This window comes from Alteromonas stellipolaris, from assembly GCF_001562115.1.
Lineage (GTDB): Bacteria > Pseudomonadota > Gammaproteobacteria > Enterobacterales > Alteromonadaceae > Alteromonas > Alteromonas stellipolaris.
Map to the genome: position 1 here is coordinate 2721366 of NZ_CP013926.1, position 24522 is coordinate 2745887.

Annotated in this window: 20 protein-coding genes; 7 read left to right on the forward strand and 13 right to left on the reverse strand. The window is 43.9% G+C overall.

Annotation, left to right across the window (positions count from 1 at the left end):
• Positions 1-97: 97 nt before the first annotated feature.
• From glgX to malQ, 3 genes are all read right to left on the reverse strand, one after another.
• Entirely contained in the window at positions 98-2185 is a 2088-nt protein-coding gene (glgX, locus tag AVL57_RS11600; protein WP_057791210.1) for a glycogen debranching protein GlgX, read from the reverse strand.
• Between the two features lie 8 nt (positions 2186-2193).
• Complete coding sequence (gene glgB / locus AVL57_RS11605) at positions 2194-4395, reverse strand: 1,4-alpha-glucan branching protein GlgB (RefSeq protein ID WP_057791208.1); 2202 nt, start codon at positions 4393-4395, stop codon at positions 2194-2196.
• Positions 4396-4509: 114 nt separating this feature from the next.
• A complete protein-coding gene (gene malQ, locus AVL57_RS11610; protein ID WP_057791206.1) occupies positions 4510-6705 on the reverse strand; it encodes a 4-alpha-glucanotransferase in 2196 nt (731 codons plus the stop codon).
• A 240-nt stretch (positions 6706-6945) separates the two neighbouring features.
• Between malQ and gap the strand changes: the two genes are divergently transcribed.
• Both gap and AVL57_RS11620 read left to right on the forward strand, forming a co-directional pair.
• Entirely contained in the window at positions 6946-7941 is a 996-nt protein-coding gene (gap, locus tag AVL57_RS11615; protein ID WP_057791204.1) for a type I glyceraldehyde-3-phosphate dehydrogenase, read from the forward strand.
• 191 nt (positions 7942-8132) lie between these two features.
• Positions 8133-8981 carry a D-hexose-6-phosphate mutarotase gene (locus AVL57_RS11620; protein ID WP_057791202.1) on the forward strand — a complete coding sequence of 283 codons (849 nt, stop codon included), beginning with the start codon at positions 8133-8135 and terminating at the stop codon, positions 8979-8981.
• Positions 8982-9085: 104 nt separating this feature from the next.
• Here AVL57_RS11620 and AVL57_RS11625 read toward each other — a convergent pair whose 3' ends face one another.
• Genes AVL57_RS11625 through zwf form a run of 5 tightly spaced genes read right to left on the reverse strand, consistent with a single transcriptional unit; the run spans position 9086 to position 14716 of the window.
• Positions 9086-9733, reverse strand: coding sequence for a bifunctional 4-hydroxy-2-oxoglutarate aldolase/2-dehydro-3-deoxy-phosphogluconate aldolase (locus AVL57_RS11625; RefSeq protein WP_057791201.1), 648 nt, complete (start codon positions 9731-9733; stop codon positions 9086-9088).
• 3 nt (positions 9734-9736) lie between these two features.
• Complete coding sequence (locus AVL57_RS11630) at positions 9737-10690, reverse strand: glucokinase (protein WP_057791199.1); 954 nt, start codon at positions 10688-10690, stop codon at positions 9737-9739.
• Positions 10687-12516, reverse strand: a complete 1830-nt coding sequence (gene edd, locus AVL57_RS11635) for a phosphogluconate dehydratase (protein WP_057791197.1) — start codon at positions 12514-12516, stop codon at positions 10687-10689. The genes AVL57_RS11630 and edd overlap by 4 nt, the downstream gene beginning before the upstream one ends.
• A gap of 9 nt (positions 12517-12525) precedes the next feature.
• Positions 12526-13218: a 6-phosphogluconolactonase gene (gene pgl / locus AVL57_RS11640; RefSeq protein ID WP_057791195.1), complete on the reverse strand. Its 693-nt coding sequence runs from the start codon at positions 13216-13218 to the stop codon at positions 12526-12528.
• A gap of 1 nt (position 13219) precedes the next feature.
• The gene (gene zwf / locus AVL57_RS11645) at positions 13220-14716 is read right to left on the reverse strand and encodes a glucose-6-phosphate dehydrogenase (RefSeq protein ID WP_057791193.1); all 1497 of its coding nucleotides are present in this window, start codon (positions 14714-14716) and stop codon (positions 13220-13222) included.
• A gap of 297 nt (positions 14717-15013) precedes the next feature.
• Between zwf and AVL57_RS11650 the strand changes: the two genes are divergently transcribed.
• The 4 genes from AVL57_RS11650 (at position 15014) to AVL57_RS11665 (ending at position 20018) form a co-directional block, all read left to right on the forward strand.
• Positions 15014-15865 carry a MurR/RpiR family transcriptional regulator gene (locus tag AVL57_RS11650; protein ID WP_057791191.1) on the forward strand — a complete coding sequence of 284 codons (852 nt, stop codon included), beginning with the start codon at positions 15014-15016 and terminating at the stop codon, positions 15863-15865.
• Positions 15866-16290: 425 nt separating this feature from the next.
• A complete protein-coding gene (gene pyk, locus AVL57_RS11655) occupies positions 16291-17727 on the forward strand; it encodes a pyruvate kinase (protein WP_057791189.1) in 1437 nt (478 codons plus the stop codon).
• Between the two features lie 183 nt (positions 17728-17910).
• Entirely contained in the window at positions 17911-18795 is an 885-nt protein-coding gene (locus AVL57_RS11660) for a 5'-methylthioadenosine/S-adenosylhomocysteine nucleosidase (RefSeq protein ID WP_200965816.1), read from the forward strand.
• A 170-nt stretch (positions 18796-18965) separates the two neighbouring features.
• Positions 18966-20018: a DUF2891 domain-containing protein gene (locus AVL57_RS11665; RefSeq protein ID WP_057796070.1), complete on the forward strand. Its 1053-nt coding sequence runs from the start codon at positions 18966-18968 to the stop codon at positions 20016-20018.
• A 43-nt stretch (positions 20019-20061) separates the two neighbouring features.
• Here AVL57_RS11665 and AVL57_RS11670 read toward each other — a convergent pair whose 3' ends face one another.
• Both AVL57_RS11670 and AVL57_RS11680 read right to left on the reverse strand, forming a co-directional pair.
• Entirely contained in the window at positions 20062-20424 is a 363-nt protein-coding gene (locus tag AVL57_RS11670) for a hypothetical protein (RefSeq protein ID WP_231519014.1), read from the reverse strand.
• Positions 20425-20795: 371 nt separating this feature from the next.
• On the reverse strand, positions 20796-21407 hold the full coding sequence (locus tag AVL57_RS11680) for a BON domain-containing protein (protein ID WP_057791183.1): 612 nt from the start codon (positions 21405-21407) through the stop codon (positions 20796-20798).
• Positions 21408-21701: 294 nt separating this feature from the next.
• Here AVL57_RS11680 and AVL57_RS11685 point away from each other — a divergent pair, with 294 nt between their 5' ends.
• Positions 21702-22688 (forward strand): endonuclease/exonuclease/phosphatase family protein, encoded by a 987-nt coding sequence (locus tag AVL57_RS11685; protein WP_057791181.1) that lies wholly within the window; start codon positions 21702-21704, stop codon positions 22686-22688.
• A 55-nt stretch (positions 22689-22743) separates the two neighbouring features.
• Here the strand turns inward: AVL57_RS11685 and AVL57_RS11690 are convergent, their stop codons facing one another.
• The 3 genes from AVL57_RS11690 to AVL57_RS11700 form a co-directional block, all read right to left on the reverse strand.
• Positions 22744-23325 (reverse strand): hypothetical protein, encoded by a 582-nt coding sequence (locus AVL57_RS11690; protein WP_057791179.1) that lies wholly within the window; start codon positions 23323-23325, stop codon positions 22744-22746.
• A gap of 85 nt (positions 23326-23410) precedes the next feature.
• Complete coding sequence (locus AVL57_RS11695; protein ID WP_057791177.1) at positions 23411-24001, reverse strand: hypothetical protein; 591 nt, start codon at positions 23999-24001, stop codon at positions 23411-23413.
• A 214-nt stretch (positions 24002-24215) separates the two neighbouring features.
• Complete coding sequence (locus AVL57_RS11700; RefSeq protein ID WP_057791175.1) at positions 24216-24452, reverse strand: hypothetical protein; 237 nt, start codon at positions 24450-24452, stop codon at positions 24216-24218.
• Between the last annotated feature and the right edge of the window lie 70 nt (positions 24453-24522).

The following is a 24522-nucleotide window of genomic DNA, read 5'->3' on the forward strand; positions in this document are numbered from 1 at the left end:
TTCAGATGGGAGAGCATAATACCACCTGTACCAATAAAGAACAGCATACCGTGCCGATATCCGTTCGGTATGCTATTTTTTTCGTCAGAGGTAAAGCTTACGAGGTAAATTCGTTAAAACTAAACAAAGTAAGAGACTTACCCGCTTGTAAAAAGACCTTCTGAATACAGATTTTAGGTTGCTCGCTGAGTGAAGCGTAACGGGTATCTAAATGCAACGTCCAACCTCCTTTGGGTGACAAACTTGGCAAATTAAATCTCACGTCGTTGTCACTGGCATTTACACACATAAACCAATGCTCTGGGGTTTGCTCACCCACCGCGCAGCCTCTGATTTCTACACCAAAAGCTTTATTGTGTGCCGCGTTCCAATCTTCAGACGCTTTATCGGTGCCATCAGGTTTGAACCAATTAATTTGGCTGACATTTTTCGATAACGAGTAAGGGTCATCTTCTAGTTTTATCTCGCTTAACAAGGTAGAACCTTGTTTTAGGCGAATAACATACTGACAAAAACTAAGGAAATCTTGCTGACGCTTGTTCATTTCCCATTGCGTCCAACTAATTGGATTATCTTGGCAATAGGCGTTGTTGTTACCGTTTTGCGTTCGACTTAGCTCGTCGCCACCTAAAATATGCGGCGTGCCTTGCGAGAAAATAAGCGTGGCGAATAAATTTCGCTTCTGCCGTTCACGTAGCGCCAGTATATTTTTGTCTTGGGTTTCACCTTCAACCCCATAGTTAGCTGATAAGTTATGCCCGTGGCCATCTCGATTTTCTTCCAGGTTAGCGAGATTATGTCGGTCTGCATAACTTACTAAATCATGCAGCGTAAAACCATCGTGGTAGGTGATGTTATTCACCGATGTAGAAATATGACGGTAGCCTTTATGAAATAAGTCGCGAGACCCCATAAAGCGAGTAGCAAAATCGGCTGCTAAACCTTCATCTCCGCGCCAAAACGCCCGCGCGGTGTCTCGGTACTTATCATTCACTTCAAGCCAAGGCGTGGGGAAGTTGCCCACCTGATAGCCACCAAGACCAATGTCCCAAGGCTCGGCCAGCAATACAGTTTGCTTTAAAACAGGGTCTTGTCCGATGGCACGAATCAGACCAGCATATTTGTTGTAGGCTTGAGGCTCGCGCCCCAGGGTTACGGCCAAGTCAAAACGAAAGCCATCTACACCGATAGTGGTTGCCCAAAAACGCATAGCGTCTAAAATGAGGGTCATCATATAAGGATGAGAGGTATGCACTGTATTACCGCAGCCAGAGTGATTCGAATAAACCAACTCTCCCCGCTTAGTTTGCTCTAGCAAGTACGCTTGGTAAGGGCAGAAACCTTTATAGGACAAAATAGGGCCGCCTTTACCGCCCTCTGCCGTGTGGTTGTAAACTACATCTACAATCACCTCAAGCCCCGCTTTATGGTATTCATCAACCATATGCTTAATTTCGGCCAACGCATCTTTGTTTGCATAGCGAGGTTCAGGTGCAAAAAAGTTAACCGGGTTGTAGCCCCAATAGTTGGTTAACCCTTTTTCCGTAATGTAAGGCTCTGGCATAAACGAACACATCGGCATGAACTGAACGGTAGTAATGCCTAACGCTTTTAGGTGAGCAATAACCGCAGGGTGGCTTGCCCCAAGGTATTTGCCTCTGTGTTCTTTCGGCACATCGGGGTGTAACTTGGTTAACCCTTTCACATGCGCTTCATAAACAATACGTTTGTGTTTTAAAACGTTTACTTTGCGAATAGCACTTTCAGGGTAATCGGCGTCAGCCACCACCACACACTTAGGCACCATAAATTGCGAGTCGAATTTATATTGCCTTGCATCCCAATGAATCGGTCTACTGAGTTTTTTCGCATAAGGGTCGATAAGTAGTTTATCGGTAGGAACGCCGTGAAGTTGCCCTTCACCACGCTCTACACGGTAACCATACAGATGGCCTGCTTTTACATTGGGAAAGAAACCATGCCAAATATCGCCGCTTTTTTCAGGCAACAATATTTCTTCCATCGGCTCTTCGGTATCGTTGTGAAAAAGACATAGCGCCACTGCTTTTGCATCTGGTGCATAAACTGCAAAGTTACACCCATCATCATAGGGCGTTGCTCCTAGTGGAAACGCTTCACCCAATAAAACATGGCTTGTCTCTGTGACATTCTGTTTCGCGTCCAACGTAATTCCTATTTCGTGATGTAAAATACGGTAGATAATGGGGGTAAATTAATACTAACTGAGTGGTCTCGGTTATTCCATGCTATCGGAGTAGGCGTGACATGGCCGTCCACAGGATAATCGCTACCCCAAAATACCTGACTATCTGTATTTAGTGCAAGCGCCAACTCACCTGCCCCATCTACACCTACACGGTAATGTTCTCTAGGAATAGGCGTAAAGTTACAAATTACATATACTTTTTGCTTACCATCTAAAGACGTGCGCACAAAAGACACCACACTTTGGTCAGCATTTTCATGGTCAATCCATGCAAAACCATTATGACTGTGATCTTGTTCGTACATGGCAGGAGTGTGGGTATAAAACTGATTCAAGGCTTTATACAAGCTTTGAATACCCTTGTGCTTTTTATGTTCAAGAAGGTGCCAATCTAAGCTGGTGTCGTGGTTCCATTCTTTGCTTTGTGCAAATTCATTACCCATGAAGCTTAATTTCTTACCTGGGTGACCAAACATAAAGCCAGCATAACAACGTAAGTTAGCGGCTTGTTGCCATTCATCACCGGGCATTTTGTGTAATAAGCTACCTTTACCGTGTACCACTTCATCGTGAGATATTGGCAGTACAAAGTTCTCGTCAAACGCGTAAACCATGCTGAAAGTAATTTCGCCATGATGATAATTACGGTAAGCAGGATCTTTAGCAATATAGGTTAAAGAATCGTGCATCCAACCCATATTCCATTTAAAGCCAAAACCTAACCCGCCTTCAAACACAGGTCGTGACACTTTTGGAAAAGAAGTCGACTCTTCGGCAATAGTCATGGCATCAGGGTAGTGCTTATACACTTCTTCATTCATCCAGCGCAGCAGGCTGATAGCTTCGTAATTCTCGTTTCCACCGTCGACATTCGGTATCCATTCGCCTTCATTGCGGGAGTAGTCGAGATAAAGCATAGAGGCAACCGCATCTACTCTTAATCCATCCACATGAAACTTGTCTAACCAGAATAATGCATTGGCGACGAGAAACTGGCGAACGGTTTGCTTACCAAAATCATAGATGCACGAATTCCAATCAGGATGCCAACCGCGTCTTGGATCTTCATATTCATAAACATGGCTGCCATCAAAGCGAGCAAGACCATGGCCGTCTTCTGGGAAATGCGCAGGTACCCAATCAATAATTACCCCTAAACCAGCTTGGTGGCATTTATCGACAAAGTATTTAAAGGCATCTGGGTTACCAAAACGGCTGGTTGGCGCGAACATGCCAACCGGCTGATATCCCCACGACCCATCAAACGGAAACTCTGAAACGGGTAATAACTCAAGGTGGGTGTAGCCCATCTCTTTTGCGTAAGGAATGAGGTCTTCGGCCAACTCTTCGTAAGTTAAATAACGCTGCCCGCTGTCTGCACCAGGGCGTTTCCACGAGCCTAGGTGCACTTCGTAAATACTCATGGGGTTTGCGTATTTATTTTGTTTACGGGATGCTAGCCATGCATCGTCGTTCCATTGGTATTTTTCGTGGTCAAAAATTTTTGATGCATGAGAAGGATATTGCTCTGCGCTAAACCCTAGTGGGTCGGTTTTGTGCGGTAATTCATGCCCGTGAGCATCTTTAATTTGGTATTTGTAGCGTTCGCCTTCGCCTAAGTTTGGAACCACTAATACCCAATACCCCAGTGAGGTTTTTTCCATGGGGTGTAAGCGCCCGTCCCATTGGTTAAAGTCTCCAATTAATGAAACTGACGAGGCGTTTGGCGCGTAAACGCAAAAACGGGTGGCAGCGATTGCTTCGCCTTCATCAGGCGTAACGGTAATGAGCTGTGCACCGGCTTGGTGATACAAATTCTCTGGTTTGCTGTCGATGTAATGTACAGCATGATAAGCATTTTCAGCGAATTGATAAGGGTCACAATAGGTGTAGCTATCCGCTTTAGTGGTGATCGTCACCGAGTAAACTTGTGCGCTTTGGGATTTTGTGATTTCACCTTCAAATAAACCAGCTTCATTGAGTGGTTTCAGCATAACCTTCGGCAATGCGGTATCTGGCCAACTTATTTCGATGGATGAAGCGTCTGGACGCCATACTCGAATCTTAGTTTTACTTCCTGTTTCAATTGGCCCAAGAACGGAAAACGGCTGAGAACATGTTGCATGTTCTAATTGCTGCGCTATCTGTTTTATCCGCGTTACCTGCATCTGCTACTCCTATTAAAAACCCGCAAGAAAACGCGGGTTTACTGCCCTAATATTAGGCAAAGGCGTGCGTATTTGCACGCCAACATATTCATTTTAAAAAATGAAAACTATAACTTAAGCACCGGCTTGTTTACGTGCTTGCGTTAATTGAGCTGCCAACTCTGTTATATCATGAGTCTCGAAAATAGCCTCAACATTCCTGGTCAGCTTTCTACGCCAGTTAGGGTACTCGTTGAAAGTACCTGGAATATTCACTGGCTTGTCCATTTGTAACCAATCTTCTAACTGTAAGCTTAACAAAGCACTTGAACCGCCAGCCATATGCACTTGCATACCTTTACTAAGTTCTGCTGTCATGCCTGTAGCGTTAACATCTCTACCCACATTATCTGCTACCGAGTGATGGCCATGTAGCGAGTCTAATATAGACTGTTTATTCGCGTGACGGTCGGTATAAAGGGATTGCAGAATTTCCTCTGTAGGGTAAAGACCAATGTCTTTGCCTAACGCCAAATCTAAGCAGTGCCAGTAGCCAATAAGCGTAGGCATGTCGTGCGTGGTGAGCGTAGACATAGACTGCACAGGGTAATGGCTTGGCGAGAAGAAACCACCGTCTTCTGCTTGCTCAAAGAAGAAAACTCGGTATGAGTACACACCATTGTCTGCCAACTTACTGCGAATTTCTTCAGGCACGGTGCCTAAATCTTCGCCGATAACTAAGCTTTGGTTACGATGACTTTCGAGGGCTAAGATACCCAATAAATCATCAACCGGGTAATACACATAACCGCCCTCTTTCGCATCATCACCTTTCACTACCCACCACAAACGTAGCAGAGCCATTACGTGGTCAATACGAAGCGAGCCTGACGACGCCATATTGGCTGAAAACAAGTCGATAATAGGTTGGTAAGCTTGTTCATAAAGCTTGCGAGGATCCATTGGAGGAAGACCCCAGTTTTGCCCCAACGGCCCTAAGATATCAGGCGGAGCACCTACGCTTGCATCAGTGCAGTATAAATCTTTGTTGCCCCAAATTTCAGCGCTACCTTCACTCACCCCTACAGCAAGATCTCGATATAAACCAATTGTCATACCACAGTCAGTGGCTTTGCTGCTTGCCGCTTCTAACTGTTGCGCCGCTATCCATTGCAAGAATAGGTAGAACTTAACTTCGCTAGCATTGGCTTTTTTAAATTTCGCAACGGCGGGGTTATGGTAATCTTTGTATTCTTCAGGGAATACAGGCCATCCCCAACAGTCTTTCCCTTTCGCTTTAAGGTGAGATTGAAGCGCATCGTATACCGCTAGCATATCTAAGCTTTCACCGCCTTCGGCAACAAACGCTTTGAATGCTTTATTTTGCTTGGTATTTTTACGAAGATGACGAGTATCGTAAACATCAAACACTGCTTTTAACGCTGCCAATTTAATATGAGCGACAGCCTCATAATCTACGTGTTCTGTTTCACGGGCATGAGTCAGCGTGTTTTGGAACTCGTCAGCATTCACAACGGCCTGAACACTTTCGTCATCAAAACCTTCAATAGCAGACGCATCAATGTATAAGTAGTTTAGCCAGCGGCGAGAACTAGGACCATAAGGAGAACACGCGTCTGGATTGGCAGGATAAAGTGCATGAATAGGATTAAGCCCGATAAAATCTGCCCCTACGCCAGCTGCTTTTTCAATTAGCGTTGCAAGGTCGGTGAAATCCCCTATTCCCCAGTTTTTCTCACTACGCACACAATAAAGCTGCACGCTTAATCCCCAAATCTTTTTGCCAGCGGCAATAGGCTCTGGGGTGTAGCAGGCTTTTGGCGCAACAATAATGCGAGACTCGGCAAACTGATCATCGTCTGCACTTAACGCTATGGTGTGATAACCAAGCGGTAAGTTAAGTGGCAACGATACTACGTATTCATGGAACTCCACCTCATCGATGTGCGCCATGGTCGTCATTTCTTGGTCTACCGGTGTAAACGTATGTTTTTCAATTTTTCCGTTTTCACAGTGAACTGTAATGACATGTTCATCGTTTACAAGCTCTATAGGTAGGCGCACAACGATAACAATAGCTTCATCGCTACGAACCACTTGAACAGGGTTCAAAGGAGATAACCATACTGAGCTAATGTCGTCTATAATTTGCGACTGAATCTTTTCTTCACTGGCGGTGTCATAACCCAGCACGTTAAGTAATTTGGCTTTACTTGACTCTGCGATGGTTGCTGGTTTGCCCCATGCGTCGACGTATTGAGTCTCTATTCCACGCATTTCAACCAGTTGTTGCAGAAGATCTTGTGTCATCGTAACTTGTTCCTGTATTCCTGTGAGAGGCACGCTTGATTTGCACTAAGCAAATTTGCTTATACGTACAAAATATTAACATTATTCTAGAAACAGTCGCGCTATGAAAACTGAATACGATTGCATAAGCTGTTGTTCGTAATTTTCCAACAGTTTAGCGTTTTTGTTTTGCCAATTATGGCATTTTGATCCATACTTTACGTAATTTATTTTCATATTCAAAAATAATCGAGGTACGTCATGACAATTCGCATCGGTATTAACGGTTTTGGTCGCATTGGTCGCTTAGTAATGCGTGCGGCTGCTGCCCGTGAAGACATCGAAGTAGTTGCTATTAACGACTTATTAGATACAGATTACATTGCCTACTTGTTAAAATACGATTCGACGCACGGTTTATTCGACGGTGAAGTTAAAGTAGACAACAACGACTTAGTTGTAAATGGTAAAACTATCCGCATCACCTCTGAAAGAGATCCTTCTAACCTTAAATGGAATGAAGTAGACGTAGACGTGGTAGTTGAGTCAACAGGTCTGTTCTTAACGAAAGAAACTGCCGCTAAGCACATCGAAGCGGGTGCAAAGAAAGTGGTTATGTCTGCACCTTCTAAAGATGACACGCCTATGTTCGTTATGGGTGTTAACGATGAAAGCTACGCTGGTGAAACTATTGTTTCAAACGCATCGTGCACAACTAACTGTCTAGCGCCTCTAGCTAAAGTACTTAACGATAAGTTCGGTATTGTAGACGGCCTAATGACAACAGTTCACGCGACTACAGCTACACAGAAAACCGTTGACGGTCCTTCTATGAAAGACTGGCGCGGTGGTCGTGGCGCTGGCCAAAACATCATTCCATCGTCTACGGGGGCAGCTAAAGCAGTAGGTAAAGTTATTCCTGCGCTTAACGGCAAACTAACGGGTATGGCTTTCCGCGTTCCTACGCCAAACGTTTCAGTGGTTGACCTTACTGTTAACCTAGCTACACCAACTAGCTACGACGCTATTTGTGCGGCAATGAAAGAAGCGTCTGAAGGCGAGCTTAAAGGTATCATGAGCTACACTGAAGACGCAGTAGTATCAAATGACTTTATCGGCAACGCTAATACGTCAATCTTTGATGCAACAGCGGGTATTGCACTTACCGACACATTCGTAAAAGTTATCTCTTGGTACGACAACGAATGGGGCTATTCGAACAAAGTTCTAGACTTGGTTGCTCACATTTCTAAGTAATCGGGTGTATCAATAACGGCAACCCGGTTGCTCGGTTATTGAAGACATTGTTTGTAGATTGAAAAAAGGTGCGAATACTATTCGCACCTTTTTTGTTTTCATAGCACAATAAGCCATTATTAAATGGGAATGCGAGACCTTGTGGAAATCTCGACAACGGTACAATCAACACGTTGCTTCATGGAGGATTTATGTCAACAGAATCATTGCAAGTAAGCGAATCAAACGGATTGACGTTTTTAGAGGTAGATAACCACCTCGGTTCAGCAAAAATCAGTTTATTTGGCGGACATGTTTTATCTTTTATTCCAAAAAGAGATGGGCAGGAACGCTTATGGATGAGCCCCCATGCCTACCTTAACGGTGAACGCCCTATACGTGGTGGAATACCTGTGTGTTGGCCATGGTTTAGTGACGACCATGGCAAAGCGAAAGGTGAGCTGCCTGCCCATGGCTTTTTGCGCACACAAGTGTGGCAGTTAACATCATCAAGCGAAGATGAAACTGGCACGCATATTACGCTTACCCCATCTTTCACGCGAGCAGAAGGGTTTGAACATGACTGTGCTGTTACCCTATCAATTACTGTAGGTGACGCCCTCACCGTATCGTTAATTACAGAAAACACAGGCGTAGTACCTTTTACTTACAACTGCGCGTTACACAGTTACTTTCATGTTGATCATATTCAAGCGGTTCGCCTTGACGGTATAACCGGTGACTATAAAGATAAACTGGATGACTGGGCGATAAAACCCACACCTGAAAATTATACTTTTACCGGTGAAACCGACCGTATTCATATGAGCGCGGTAGAAAAGGCATCTATTGTGGTAAACGATACCTCTTTTACCGATGTTGGCTCAAAAGGCCACGACTCGTTGGTGGTATGGAACCCTTGGCAAGGCGCTGCGTCAATTTCTGATATGGATCCGTTTGGTTATAAACATATGGTGTGTGTAGAGTCGTCTATCACTAAGGGCAAGACACTACAGCCAAGTGAATCTCACGCTATGGTGCAAACGATAACGCCTGTGTAATGCGGTAGCGAGCCCTTTAGCCGCTTGCGGTGTGCTTGATAATCTTAAATAAAAAAAGCCCCGATAATCAGTCACTATTATCGGGGCTTTTTACTATCTTTTTATTAGCTAATCTTGGCACCCGCAACCGCTTCTTTAGCAAGTTGCGTAATACGATCCCAATCTCCAGACTCAATGGCATCATCTGGTGCTAACCAAGAACCACCAACACAAACAACATTCTTAAGGGCTAGGTAATCGTTGTAATTACCTGGGCCAATGCCGCCAGTTGGGCAGAATGTAAATTCAGGGAATGGGCCACTGATCGCTTTAATCGCTTTCACACCACCAGACGCTTCGGCTGGGAAAAATTTCATATGGGTGTAACCCGCATCTTTCCCTTTCATCAGTTCAGACGTTGAAGAAATACCTGGGATAAGTGGAATTTCTGCTTCCATACCCGCTTTTAGCAAATCAGCTGTCATACCAGGGCTAATTGCAAATTTGGCACCCGCCTCAATAACCGCTTTAAGCTGCTGTGCATTTGTTACCGTTCCAGCACCAATAAGAGAATCAGGCACTTCATCTGCAATACGCTTAATTACGTCAATTGCAGCTGGCGTACGAAGGGTTACTTCCAATACTTTAATACCACCGGCCATAAGTGCTTTTGCTAGCGGAACTGCCTTTTCCACATCGTTGATAACCAATACAGGTACAACAGGGCCAGCAGCAAAGATATCAGCTGGCGAATATTTCCATTTACTTGTCATAAATCAGCTCGCAGTATGTTGTTGAAGATAAGCAGCTGCACCTAATAAGCCGTGATCAGGCTCTGCTATCAAATAAGTAGGAATATCTTTCACATAGTGCTTCATCTGCCCTTTTGCTTCGAAACGGGCTCTAAAGTCACTATTTTGAATGAATTCAGGGAAACGGTTTGCTATACCACCGCCGATAAAAATGCCACCTGTTGTGGCCATATTCAACGCCAAATTACCGGCAAAGCTGCCCATAATTCTGCAGAACTGCGTTAAAGTGGCAGCAGCAATATCACAGGTACCCGCTAATGCGGCTTCTGTAATTTGAGCAGGTTCAGCGAATGTAGCTTCTTTGCCTGCATCTTGTGCTAGTGCGGTATAAATATTATGTAATCCCCTGCCAGACATTACTTCTTCAGCCGAAGCACGGCCGAAACTTTTTTGCAGGTGACGCCATACCACAATATCGGTTTCATCGACAGGAGAGAAGTCAACATGACCGCCCTCGCCGTCTAGGGTTTGCCACCCAGTAGAGGTCATCGTGATATGCTCTACACCCAAGCCAGTACCTGGACCAAATACCGCAATGTTACCACCGGCTTTCGCCGTTCCATCACCAATTTGAACAACTTGTGAGTCATTCAGAACCGGTAATGAATGTGCCACTGCGGTAAAGTCGTTGATCACAAACAATGAGTCTAACTTTAACTGCGAGCGTAGCGCATTTTGCGAAAACGCCCAGCTATGGTTAGTCATCACTACTTGGTCGCCCAATACTGGACAGGCAATACCAATACACCCTTCGGTGAATTGGTATTCAGGCATATCACTAAAATACTGTGAAATTGCCAAGTCGATACTAGCAAAATCATTACACATGTATTTCTTTATATCGGTTACGCCTGTTTCGGTAACCCGAGCAACGCGAATGTTAGTGCCCCCTACATCGGCCACAAACTTCTGGCTCATAGCGCCTGCTCCTGGTTGTAGAACAACGAGCATGCACCTTCTTCAGCGCCGGTAAGGATGGCACGCATGCCGCCAAACATTTCACGACCCATACCAATATGGTGGTGACCAATATCAGCAGGTTTCGCTTCACGGGCTTCAAGGGTAGCTTCATCGACGTGCAAGGTTAATGCGCCTGTTTCTGTATTTAGTTCAATCAAGTCACCCGCTTCAACTTTGGCAAGCAAGCCGCCTTTATAGGCTTCTGGGGTTACATGGATTGCCGCTGGTACTTTACCTGATGCACCTGACATACGACCGTCAGTGACCAAGGCTACTTTGAAGCCTTTGTCTTGTAACACGCCAAGAGGCGGTGTTAAGCGATGCAGTTCTGGCATACCAATAGCCGAAGGCCCTTGGAAACGAACGACAACAATACAATCTTTGTCCAAGTCGCCCGCTTTAAATGCAGCGTCTAAGTCGAACTGGTCTTCAAACACAACCGCTGGCGCTTTAATGGTGCAATGAGGGGTGCGAAGCGCTGATGTTTTAATCACACCGCGACCAAGGTTCCCTTCTAGTACACTTAAGCCGCCATCTGGTTTAAATGGTGTTTCTACCGTGGCTAGTACTTCTTTGTCTAACGACTCAGTAGGACCGTCACGCCATTCAAGCTCACCATCTTTCAACATTGGCTCTTTGGTGTAGAAGTCTAACCCTTCACCACAAATGGTATTAACGTCATTATGCAACAACCCTGCATCAAGCAATTGCTTGATAAGCAATGACATACCGCCAGCAGCAACAAAGTGGTTGATATCGGCAGAACCGTTTGGATAAATACGAGTAAGCAAAGGCACAGCATTAGAAATATCTGAGAAATCATCCCAGTTAATGATGAAACCAGCTGAACGAGCAACGGCAATTAAGTGCATAGTGTGGTTAGTAGAACCACCGGTTGCTAGCAAACCAACTAGGCCATTTACAATAGCTTTAGCGTCAACAATGTTACCGATTGGGCGGTATGTATCGCCTAAGTCAGTAATACGTGTCGCTTGAATTGAAGCCGCTTTCGTCAGGGCATCACGAAGCTCTGTACCTGGGTTTACAAATGAAGAGCCCGGTAAATGAAGGCCCATCATCTCTACCACTAATTGATTAGAGTTTGCGGTACCGTAGAAAGTACATGTACCAGCAGAATGATAAGACTGAGATTCAGCTTCAAGTAGCGCATCACGGCCTACTTTGCCTTCAGCGTATTCCTGACGAACACGGGCTTTTTCTTTATTTGGTAAGCCTGAAGGCATAGGGCCGGCTGGCACAAATACCGTTGGTAAGTGACCAAAGCTTAACGCACCCATTAATAATCCAGGTACGATTTTATCGCAAATACCTAACATAAGGGTTGAGTCGAACATGTTGTGCGAAAGTGCAATAGCAGCACCTTGGGCAATGTTGTCACGGCTCATTAAGCTCAAATCCATACCGGTTTGACCCTGAGTAACACCGTCACACATAGCGGGAACACCGCCAGCAAACTGAGCCACACTGCCTACGCTTTTAACTGCATCGCGAATAATCGCAGGATACGTTTCGTAAGGCTGATGCGCAGAAAGCATGTCGTTGTAAGCAGATACAATTGCTACGTTTGCTTTAGTCATCGAGCGAAGATCAGATTTATCTTCTGTTCCACACGCTGCAAACCCGTGCGCTAGGTTTCCGCACGACAGCACACCGCGGTGAGGACCTTGGCGGCGTGCGTGTTCAATTTTTTCTAAGTATGCCTTACGGCTGTCTTTGCTGCGCTCTATTATACGCTGCGTAACTTCTGCAATTCTTGAATCCATCATTGTCTCCTAGGGCGCCCACATCAAGGTTACCGGGGCTCTGTTTACCACGGCCGTGATGGGCTTTTGCGCTTCGGTAGCATTTTCCAGTGCATCAAGCAGTACCTGCTTTTTCTTATCACCGGTTAAATGCAGAAAAATATGTCGACTGTTTAGCAACGCCGGCAACGTAAGTGAAATACGTTGATGGGGTGCAGTTGTAGGTTGTACAGCAATACATGTGCGGCCACTGTTCATGCTTAAGCCATCATTGACTTGTTCAGAACAGGGGAATAGCGATGCGGTATGACCGTCTTCACCCATGCCTAAAATAAGCGCATCAAAAGGCTGGGACATACTTGCAATCGCTTTTTCAGCAGCATTTACGCCTTCACTAGCGTCAGCAACATCGCTTTTTAATTCAACGAAATGCGCTGCACTGGCTTTATTTTGAATAAGATTCGCTTTTACTAAGCTGGTGTTACTGGCTTCATGACCTTCTTCCACCCAACGTTCATCAGCAAGGGTAATATCTACCTTGTCCCACTCTATGTCGGTTTCGCTCAACTGCTTAAAAAGTGCAAGAGGCGTTCTGCCGCCACTCACCACAAGCGAAGCACGCCCGCGGGTTTTAATACCAGTTTTAAGAATGCTAACCAAGTCTTCAGCAAATGCTGAAGTAAGCGCATCGGGTGTATCAAATGAAAGGGTTGTTAAAGCCATATTATTTCTTCTTCTTTACCGTTTTGCTTTCGTACCAACTGCGATTCGCTCGTGCCAAAAGGCCAATTGAATCTACCGGTCCCCACGTACCAGCCTGATAAGGCTCTGGTGGTTCATTAGACGATTTCCATGCTTCAAGAATTGAATCAACCCATGTCCAGGCTTGTTCAATTTCATCACGGCGAACGAACAGCGCCTGGTTGCCTAGCATTACTTCAAGAAGCAGCTTTTCATAGGCATCAGGAATACGATCGTCGGCAAAGGCTTCAGAGAAGCTCAAGTTCAACTTAGATTTTTGTAAATCCATAGACCCAGAGCTGGTTAATCCCGGGACTTTGTTCATTACAGTAATTTCAACACCTTCATCAGGCTGAAGTCGAATTACCAATTTGTTCGGTGGCAAGTTCTTAAAGCTGTCGCCAAACAAGTTGTGTGGCTGACGCTTGAAGTAGATAACCACTTCACTGACTTTCGACGGCATACGTTTACCCGTACGAAGGTAAAACGGAACACCCGCCCAACGCCAGTTATCAATCTCTGCTTTAATTGCAATGAAGGTTTCCGTTCTACTTTGGGTGTTAGCACCCTCTTCTTCCAAGTAGCCTGGAACTTCTTCACCTTTAACAAAACCTGCGGTGTATTGACCACGAACCGTGCTATCGCTAATGTTCGATGAATTGATAGGGCGCAGTGCTTTAAGTACTTTAAGCTTTTCATCACGAATGCTGTCTGCATCTAGTGTTGTTGGTGGCTCCATGGCCACTAAGCTTAAAATTTGAAGTAAGTGGTTTTGCACCATGTCGCGCATTTGACCCGCATCGTCAAAATAACCCCAACGCCCTTCAATACCAACTGATTCCGCTACTGATATTTGAACATGGTCAATACAGTTGTGATCCCAGTTGGTCGCAAAGATAGAGTTAGCAAAGCGAAGTGCAACAAGGTTAAGTACTGTTTCTTTACCTAGGTAATGATCGATACGGTAAATTTGTTTCTCGTCGAAGTACTCAGCGACCTGCTCGTTAATCACTTTTGACGATTCAAGGTCGTGACCAATCGGCTTTTCAAGTACAACACGTACACTTGAATCGATAATTTTGCAGCCGTGAAGACCACGACAAATATCACCATAGATAGAAGGCGGTGTTGCTAAATAACACACCATGGTGCGCGCTGGGTCAACATGATCTTCTAAAACGCAGTAGCTACCGATATCTTTCATATCGACGCACGCATAATGAAGACGGCCCTTCATACGCTCCCATGTTTCTTCACAAAGCTCTTTATCGCCAAACTTTACTAAGTTTGTATGCACTTCGGCGATATAGTCTTCTAATTCCATTTCATGGCGGGCTACACCAACAATGGTTGTATCTGGATGAATGAGTTTTGCTTTTTCAAGCTGATATAAAGACGGCAGTAATTTGCGTCGTGAAAGATCACCCAGTGTGCCAAATAGCACGAAATCACAGGGTTCGTAGGAATTTTCCAATACCATTTTCGTCGACCTTTTAAATGTATGTGTGAAACTAACGTGAGGTAGACGTACCTTCTAACGCCATCCACGTGTTATTAGCATATAGTTAACACCAAATGTAGTAAAATTACAACTTTTGGACACTATTGAATCTCATTTCTATATATTAACGGGTTAGTACCCTATCCAGACCCCTTTTGTTCCCCGCAAGTGATAAAAAATGTCAAAAAATTACATTTTTCTTGTCACTTCCGTCACATTGGGTACTATGAGTCGGGTAACCTACATCAATTTTCCCTTACTAATTGCTATTTCTGTATGAATATTTTAGAAAAAATTACACAAAATAAAGCGTCATTCAGCAAATCAGAACGAAAAGTGGCTGATGTGATCCTTGCGAATCCGCAAACAGCTATTCACTCGAGTATAGCAACCTTGGCTAAAATGTCGGATGTTAGTGAGCCGACAGTTAATCGCTTTTGTCGACGTTTAGATACTAAAGGCTTTCCAGACTTTAAACTTCATTTAGCACAAAGTCTCGCAAATGGAACGCCCTACGTAAACCGTCATGTTGATGAAAATGATGGGCCAGCAGATTATACCAACAAAATCTTCGAATCGACCATGGCTTCTCTTGAAGTTGCACGACAGTCTGTAGACGTGCAAGTGGTTAATCGCGTTGTAGATTTGTTAACTCAAGCACAGAAGATTTCGTTTTTTGGGCTTGGCGCATCCGCCTCTGTGGCACACGATGCATTAAACAAATTTTTCCGTTTCAATGTGCCTGTTGTCTACTTTGAAGACATTTTGATGCAGCGTATGAGTTGCATGAATTGTTCTACTGGCGATGTTGTCGTGCTTATTTCACATACGGGTCGCACCAAAAGCTTGGTAGAGATTGCACAAATTGCCCGCATGAACGATGCAACGGTAGTGGGTATAACTTCAGCCGACAGTCCATTGTCGCATGAATGTACGTACGTATTATCTCTTGAGGTACCGGAAGATACCGATATGTATATGCCAATGGCATCACGTATTGCGCAGCTTACGCTTATTGACGTACTCGCTACAGGGTTCACATTACGCCGCGGTAACAAATTCAGAGAGAATTTAAAACGGGTGAAAGACACCCTGCGCGGTTCGCGCTACGAAAAGCGCAACGAATAAACACTTCTCTTTAACGCATTCGAGTTAGCCTATTTTTATGTTCTACTACATTCTGAGGAGCCTAACTCGGGTTCGTTACATTTTATGAACGTCGCTAAGCGACTAGCTTCCTACCCTATTCGGCAATTAACCACATTTTCTCTCCATACCTGCTACCCTAGTTAAGTGGAAACAAGCTTAACTATTGATTATTTAAAATACAGAAAAGGCAGTGAATGGCATTAACACTCTTTATTGAGATGAATGACGTAACTGGTCGGCTCAGTTCCCAATTCTTCATCTTTCATTCACATTTATGTCAGATTCATCTACTATTCTGTAATAAAATTACGTAAAGCGATTACAGGTTAACCTTTGTACAAATTACATAGGCTAGCCATATATCTATTTGTGCTACATCACTTAAAAATTGCGACGGACTCCTAATGACCAGAAGAACGAAAATTCTTGCAACGCTTGGCCCTGCCACTGATTCACTCGAAAAAATTCAAGAACTAATTGCCGCCGGTGCAAACACGGTTCGTATGAACTTTTCACACGGACAAGCAGAAGATCATATCGAGCGTGCGAAACGCGTAAGACAAGCGGCTAAAAACTTAGGTAAGTACGTTGCCATTTTAGGCGATTTACAAGGCCCCAAAATTCGTGTTGCACGTTTTGCTGAAGGCGCGGTTAAATTGTCTGTTGGCGATAGTTTCACGCTTGATGCTGAACTAGACCGCGATGCTGGTGATGCTAAGCAAGTTGGTATCGACTATAAAGCGCTACCTGATGACGTCAGTGCTGGCGATATTTTGTTACTTGATGACGGTCGTATTCAACTTAAAGTCACCGGCGTAGAAGGCCGTAAAGTGCTAACAGAAGTGACGGTTGGCGGTAAATTATCAAACAATAAAGGCATTAACCGTCAAGGCGGGGGTTTATCAGCTGAAGCCCTGACTGAAAAAGACAAGAAAGACATTATCACAGCGGCTGAGATTGGCGTTGATTACCTTGCGGTTTCATTCCCTCGTAGTGGTGAAGATCTTAATTACGCAAGAAAGCTAGCTGAAGAAGCAGGCTGTTATGCGAAAATTTGTGCCAAAGTAGAGCGTGCTGAAACCGTAGCCACCGATGAAGCTATTACTGACATTATCAGTGCTTCAGACGCAGTAATGGTTGCGCGTGGTGACCTAGGTGTTGAAATTGGTGATGCCGAGCTAGTGGGTGTTCAGAAAAAACTGATTGCCCGTTCACGCCAGCTAAACAAAATCGTTATTACCGCAACGCAAATGATGGAATCGATGATTGATAGCCCTATGCCTACCCGCGCAGAGGTTATGGACGTTGCTAACGCAGTACTAGATGGCACAGATGCGGTTATGCTTTCTGCTGAAACAGCGGCAGGAAGTTTCCCAATTGAAACTGTTCAAGCGATGGCCCGTGTGTGTGAAGGTGCTGAGACACACCCTAGCGTAAAAATTTCAAAGCACCGCATGGATGAGCTTTTCTCATCTACCAGCGAATCAATTGCGTTGTCAGCGGTATATGCAGCTAACCACCTACCAAGCGTAAAAGCGATTGTAGGATTAACTGAAAGCGGCAACACGCCTAAGTTGATGTCGCGTATTACTACCTCGTTACCTATCATTGCGATGTCTCGTCATGAAGGCACACTAAATACCATGGCGTTGTTCCGTGGTGTTAAGCCTGTTTATTTCGATTCATCGAAAAGTGAACCTGGTCAGTTAAAGTATGATGTAGTAGCGGCACTTAAGGCCAAAGGTTTAGTGCAAAGTGGCGACAACATCATTTTGACTTACGGTGATGAAATGGAAAAAATTGGGGCAACTAATACCCTTAAGATTGTTGAAGTAGAATAAGCGTTATTCGTACTTAGTACTTTTTAAAGGCAGCCAGTGGCTGCCTTTTTTATGCGTATTCATCATGCTATTTACCCGCACCTGCCGCCTATTCACATTGTAATTTAGATACTGAACTGGTAGAAATAGTTAGCGTCTTTTACTTGCAGTTTTACTGACCACTCTTTCTTTAACGGAATAACAATGAAAATAATGGCACTACTTTTTTCCGCGCTTTTTGCGCTACTTAGCGTTAACACCATGGCTGAATCTTCCATGAAAAGCGTAACAGTGGCCTCTTCTGAAACCCCGTTAGCGCCAATCATGATTCAAGGGCCAATGCCAATTGAAGCAGAATACTTCGCGTCACTATTAACCGACGTACGAGTTGAGCATTCAGGTAACGCTACCTTCTATTTAGGAACATTAAATGGCCACCCTATCGTAGTGGCAAAAACAGGGAAAGGTTTAGAAAATACAGCTGCGGCAACGGCCATAGGTATAAGCCGTTACCAGCCAAGAATCATCATTAACCAAGGCACATCAGGCGGGCACGATCCTAAACTTAAGGTCGGCGATATCGTATTGGGCGAAAAAAGCGTTAATGCGAGTAACTTCAAGACCCCCAAACTTGAAGCGGGTGAAGGTTCTCGCCCTCTGACTTGGATCCCTATGGATTTAATGGCGTCAGAAGGCAGTGCCGGCGAAGGTGACAGTGCAACAGATGCTGAAAAGATTCGCTTTTATGCGGGTGACGAAACCTTACTTGAACTCGCCATGTCGTTAAGTAAGGAACACAAAACTGGAAACGTTGTGAAAGGCACTATTGGTAGCGGTAATTTTTGGAACAACGAAATTGATCGCATTACATGGCTCCACAAAAATCTAGGTACCAGTGTAGAGGAAATGGAGTCTGCATCGGCAGCGCAAATTGCCCATGCTTATGGCGTACCTTTTCTTGGTATTCGTATTCTATCTAACAACATTACCAATCACGGTGAATATAACCCTGAAACAGCAGAAGCTTGCCAAGTCTTCGTTAAAACCGTTGTTGAAGCCTATATCGCATCGTTGCCTAAGCCTTTATAAACGTCTTTAAAAGCGTCTTGAAAAATAGCTCCATATTGCCGCCAAGTTATTTTACCCTTACAGCAAATAACTTGGCACTTTCATTCTTAAAACACATTGGCATTTACCTTATGAAATTGACCATGCTTTGTAAGCTTACACTACTGCTCACCCTAGTCTCACCATCACTAATGGCGAACAACGCCGACTCTAATGCATCATCGAGTGACTTAACGGTTGCAAACCGCTTTGCCCAACTCGCATTAGCCTGTGTTCATAAAGAGTACCCAAACATCATTAAACACATGATGACAGGGCCAGAGCACGTTAAGCCGCCTAAACAGCTATATCCTGCGTTTTACGGCTGCTTTGATTGGCACTCGTCTGTACATGGGCATTGGTTATTAACCCGAATTGCGAGCCAATATCCAGAAACGCCTCACTACCAAGATATTATAAAACACCTCGATATCAGTTTTACCGAAGAGAATATCGCTGGTGAAGTCGCTTACTTTAACCGTGAGGGTACTGGCACGAGCTTTGAACGTCCTTATGGGCTTGCCTGGTTTTTACAATTAACCAGTGAACTACGTGAATGGAATTCACCTGAAGCTAAAAGATGGCTAACCACCCTACTCCCACTTGAGCAGAAAATCGTGGCCAACGTAACAGATTGGCTTCCTAAACTGTCGTTTCCAATTCGTGTGGGCGAACACAGTCAAACCGCGTTTGCATTCGGCCTTATGTTAGATTGGAGCCAAACGGCTGGTGATGCTGCATTTGAAAATTTGCTCACTAAAACCATCACCAGGCTATACGTAGATGATGTGAATTGCCCACTGGCTTATGAACCATCAGGGCAAGATTTCTTATCACCCTGTATTGCCGAAGCCGATTTGATGCGCCGAGTGTATTCAAGCGAGAATTATGCAACGTGGCTATCTACTTTTTTACCCAGCATTCCAACTGATGGTAATGCCTCTTGGATATCCGTAGCGACGGTAGTGGATAAAAGTGACGGTAAACTTGCGCATTTAGATGGCTTAAATTTGAGTCGTGCTTGGATGCTTGAAGGTATCGCTTCAGCATTGCCTTCAGACGATAAACGTGTAGCAGCAATAAATAGTGCAGCACGTGCACATAAGGCAGCGGGGGTAAATTCTGTTATAAACGATATGCATTATATGGGGAGTCATTGGCTTGGCAGCTTTGCTACCTATTTAGAAACCCAACGTGGACTTTAAACTACTGACGAAAGCTAAATGACATGATAGAGAGTTGGCGAGCTTAAATGCTCGCAAACTCAGTTGTTGTTGCAGTAAACTGTGTCTGGTGGTGAACTAAGATACTCTTTGCGCGGTCAATCAAATCATCACGCTTGAATGTCCAATTGCGCAGATCTGCCTGCTTTGCTTCTGCAAGGTAAAACTCGATACGTGTTTTACGCAATAAATCACGCTTTTGAGATACATCGAATTCGGTTTGTGCAAAAACACGTTCAATCTTTACAATAGAGGCGTGATGAGCCTTGTTTGAATCATCAGCGTTTGCTTTACCTACATAAGCCATGTTATTCGTTAACACGCCTGCAAGCACAATCAGCAGAGAAATCAACACGCCTGAAACTAACCAATTTAATACTTTCATCATTTACTTCCTTTTATACCTAACTTGCGATTATCCATGTAAGAACACGATGGTTCTAAATGACTACTGCACGTTGCAAATCAAAGAATCACTTGCATACTGTATTGCACATTGTGTTCCAAATTTCGTACTGCTATCTAATTACGGCGCAGAGTATACGCAGCAATGGATAGGAAGAAAACCCGACAAAGGTTGTAAGACAAAAGTTGTAAAGTGGATGGGAAAATACTACATGTTGCTGCGAAAAAACGGGATATCGAAAAAAGAGGCTAATAACGCTTTTCTACTTAATACAGGATGTTATTGTAGAAATATCCGTTAGAAAAACATAAAAAAGGGGCCAATTTGGCCCCTTTCATTTCACTAATAACTGCTTAGTTTTTCATTGCTGTTTCGGTAATAACTTGCAAATTGTCTTCAACGTTTTTCACATCTGAAGCGTTTTTGGCTATTTCAACAGCAAGCTGACGCTCGGCATCCGAGTCTACGTTGCCTGTTAATGTAACGTTACCTGCTTCAACATCTACATCAATATCGAAGCCAGAGATATCGCTATCCATTAATAGACGAGTTTTAATTACGGTAGCAATTTTGGCATCTGTTAGCGTACCCGTTTGCTCATCGTATTCTGATTCAGCGTCATCTGACATGTCGCTTGCCATTTTATCCATATCTTTCTCTTCAATAACAGAAAGTTGGTTGTCTACTGACATAACACCGTCAATATTTGAAAGTAGCTCTTCCGCTAATTTCTTATCAACTGAATGATCTACTTTACCTGTTAGAACAACATTTCCGTTGTTTACATCTGTATTGATATCGAATGAATCAAGGTTGCCGTTGAATAGTAATGTTGCTTCGGCCTTGCCGTCTATCCACGCATCCTTAGCGCCTTTTTCCCATTTGTTATCTGTCTCCATGTCACCAGCAAAAGCTGCAGTTGTCATCGAGGTCGCTACAAGTATAGAAAGTAATGTACGTTTCATAACAGTTCTCCTTTGTTGAAACTCCCAATAAGCAATGCGAAACTCGAGCCAACATAGCAAACAACTGATTTATAACAAGTTACCCTACTTTCATTCTAGTTATCACTTGTTAACATCTCTGCAAACTTTTCGGCCTATGAGCATTTTTTACCTACAATTTGCCTAACCGGAACGAAAATTGAATATTCATTAACCAATATACTTATTATTAATCGAACAATAGCCGAGTTTGCCTTTTTTAAAGCGTTTGCAAGCAAGCTAATAATGCAAAAAACAACTTAGTCAGGAACGACAATGAATATTTTACTGAACACCATGGCGATATTTCTTATCGCTGCCACTTTAGCGCCTTCACTCCCGTCGAAGCATTGGCTGGTTAGGGTGTGGGAATTTCCACGGCTACAGCTACTAGGTTTAATGGTGATAGTCTTGATTACCCAAGGGGTTATGTATCCATCGGCTCTTTCTGTATTTAACACGCTTATTACCTCATTGCTTTACATTGGATTAATTGCCTGCGCGATTTACCAAGCTATTTGGATCTTGCCTTATACCTTCTTTTATAAAAAGGAAGTGGTTAAAGCATCTTCTCAAGATGCTGGTGAGAGCATTAGTATTTTATCTAGCAATGTTTTTATGCCCAATGAAGATTACGACAAGCTATTAAAGCATGTGCGTAACACCAATCCAGACTTCGTCGTTACTCTCGAATCTAACAAGCGCTGGGAAATAGCCCTATCGGCGTTAAACGAAACTCATCCACACCAGCAGCATTGCCCGTTGGAGAATCTGTATGGCATGCACCTATACAGCAAATACCCATTGAAAACTGCCAAGCTCAACTATTTAGTAGAAGATGATGTGCCCTCCATGCTTGTCACTATCGATATGGATGGACAAGATGTGACGCTTTACTTTTTACATCCGAAGCCACCTAGCCCTACAGAAAACAAAACAGCTAAACCCAGAGATGTCGAACTTACGATGGTAGGCCAAGAAATAGCTAAAAAAGACGGGCCAATTATTGTGGCGGGTGATTTAAACGATGTGGCATGGTCACCTACTACCCGAAAATTTAAGAAAATAAGCGGTATGCTGGACCCAAGAATCGGTCGTGCATTTTTCAATACGTTTCATGCCCACTACCCATTAGTTAAATGGCCATTGGATCATGTGTTTCATTCAAGTCACTTTATGCTTGAAGACATTAGAAAACTGCCTGACATTGGCTCAGATCACTACCCGCTGTTAACGCGGTTGAAACTAAAACCAAAAGCCTGAATACAGAACGTAAAAAGCCGCTATAAAGCGGCTTAATTTTGAAAATGCTTTACGATTAGGTAGGCACACGATGCGCTGGAACTGACCTAACCGCTTTCGTATTGTGATTAACACACCACATAACGCTTTCGCATGCTTCTTCACGGCGTTTAAAGTGTGCAAGACCAATAAGTTTATCTTCTCGCGGCCACACCGCTTGTTTTAAAATAGCGGTGTCGGTTTCGCTAAGTGCGCTGGTGTCTAAACTCATTTCAACCGCTTTTTTATTCGGTTTAATTAAAGAAGGTTGAGCATCGGTGATAATACTTTTTTTGACGCACACATATTCGCGCAATACAGGATCTCGAACCACACCTATGTATTCGTCATCGCAAATAATGGCTGGCCACCCTTCAGATATTCGGCTCTGCCAGAACATTACAACTGTAAAGGCCACTAAAACAAACAGGGTTAAACCAATAAACTGACTGTCTAAATCCGGTGCAACAGAAACAATTATTCCTACTAATGCAGCAAATAATATCCACCCACCAAATACCCTTCGCATGGCATTGGGTGAAATACCAGAAATAACACTAACTTGTTTTAACTGGCTTTTTTCATAGTTGCGAAGTTCAACTACCGATTCAGAGTTCACAACTCTCTCCACTTGATTTTTACTCACTTTATAAAGATATGATTACGCTCACAAGTGAACCATAGTTTATTATACTAATTAAGATTTACGCTGACTTAGGAAGTTCCGTCGACAATTGACATATTTCAAAATGCATTGAGTCTGCAAGATTATCTTGCTGACGACGTAATTTTGTTAAGATCACAGACGGCTCTGGCTCTCCGAAAAAAAACCATTCAGCAAAGCGCTTTCCAAGCCCGCCACTTCGTAACTGATAAACATGCACTACATAGCGGTATCCATTTACGTAAGCATCTTGGTAAGCACGGCTTTCGTCTACTGATGTCAAACCGCCTCTAGGGTGAATAGCAAAGCTTTTCACCCCTGCTCCTCGTTTGGTTAAAAACGATATTCCCGCTTCAGATACACGCTTAACCGCAGCCTGCTTAAGGGCCTCTAGCGAAATATGCAAATAGGGCACATCAATTTTACCGAACAACCTACAGGCATTTGGGCATCCTGGCGCTAGCCCCACTGAAAAAGCCGTGTGGTCTCGCCCTTCCCAAGGGCGGATCCATACGTAAGGGCTAACGTGAACATAAAGTTCAATGCCATCACACTGGATGCTAAATACGTCTGGGACCTCTGGATTTCTGGCGTTTACTAGCTCGTTAAGGCGCTCGTCACTGTATTGCATACTAGGCCTCCAATAAGATATTTTAAGCTAATGCGCTGTGAAAAACCTAACAAAAGGGCGCGCTATTAATGCTTAGCTTAATGATTGACTAGTATGACATATTCGGTATTTTTTTGTTAGAGCGTTCTGTAATAACAAAGCAAAAACTGACGGTGTATATTTACACTGCCAGCTTACGTTTTTAGATGGGTATAGAAATAATATACTGGGGGAATTAACGCTGTTGACGATGGTTTTCAGGAACCGCTACCAGTTGTTCCTCAACCAATTCGCAAGTACCTTCCACGCTGTCACCGCGACGGGTTTCAAAAGAGACCGTATCGCCCTCAGATTTATCTTCACATGCTTCAATAGCTTCAGGTGGCGGACCATTCGGTCGACCCTGTTGCGCAAATGCGCTTAAACTTCCTGTGAGAAGAGTGGCAACGAATACAAGCTTTAACAATTTCATGACTTTTCCTAAGAAGATTAACTAACTCACATTCAGCATACGCGTTAAATGTGCAGATTCAGTGTAGAGA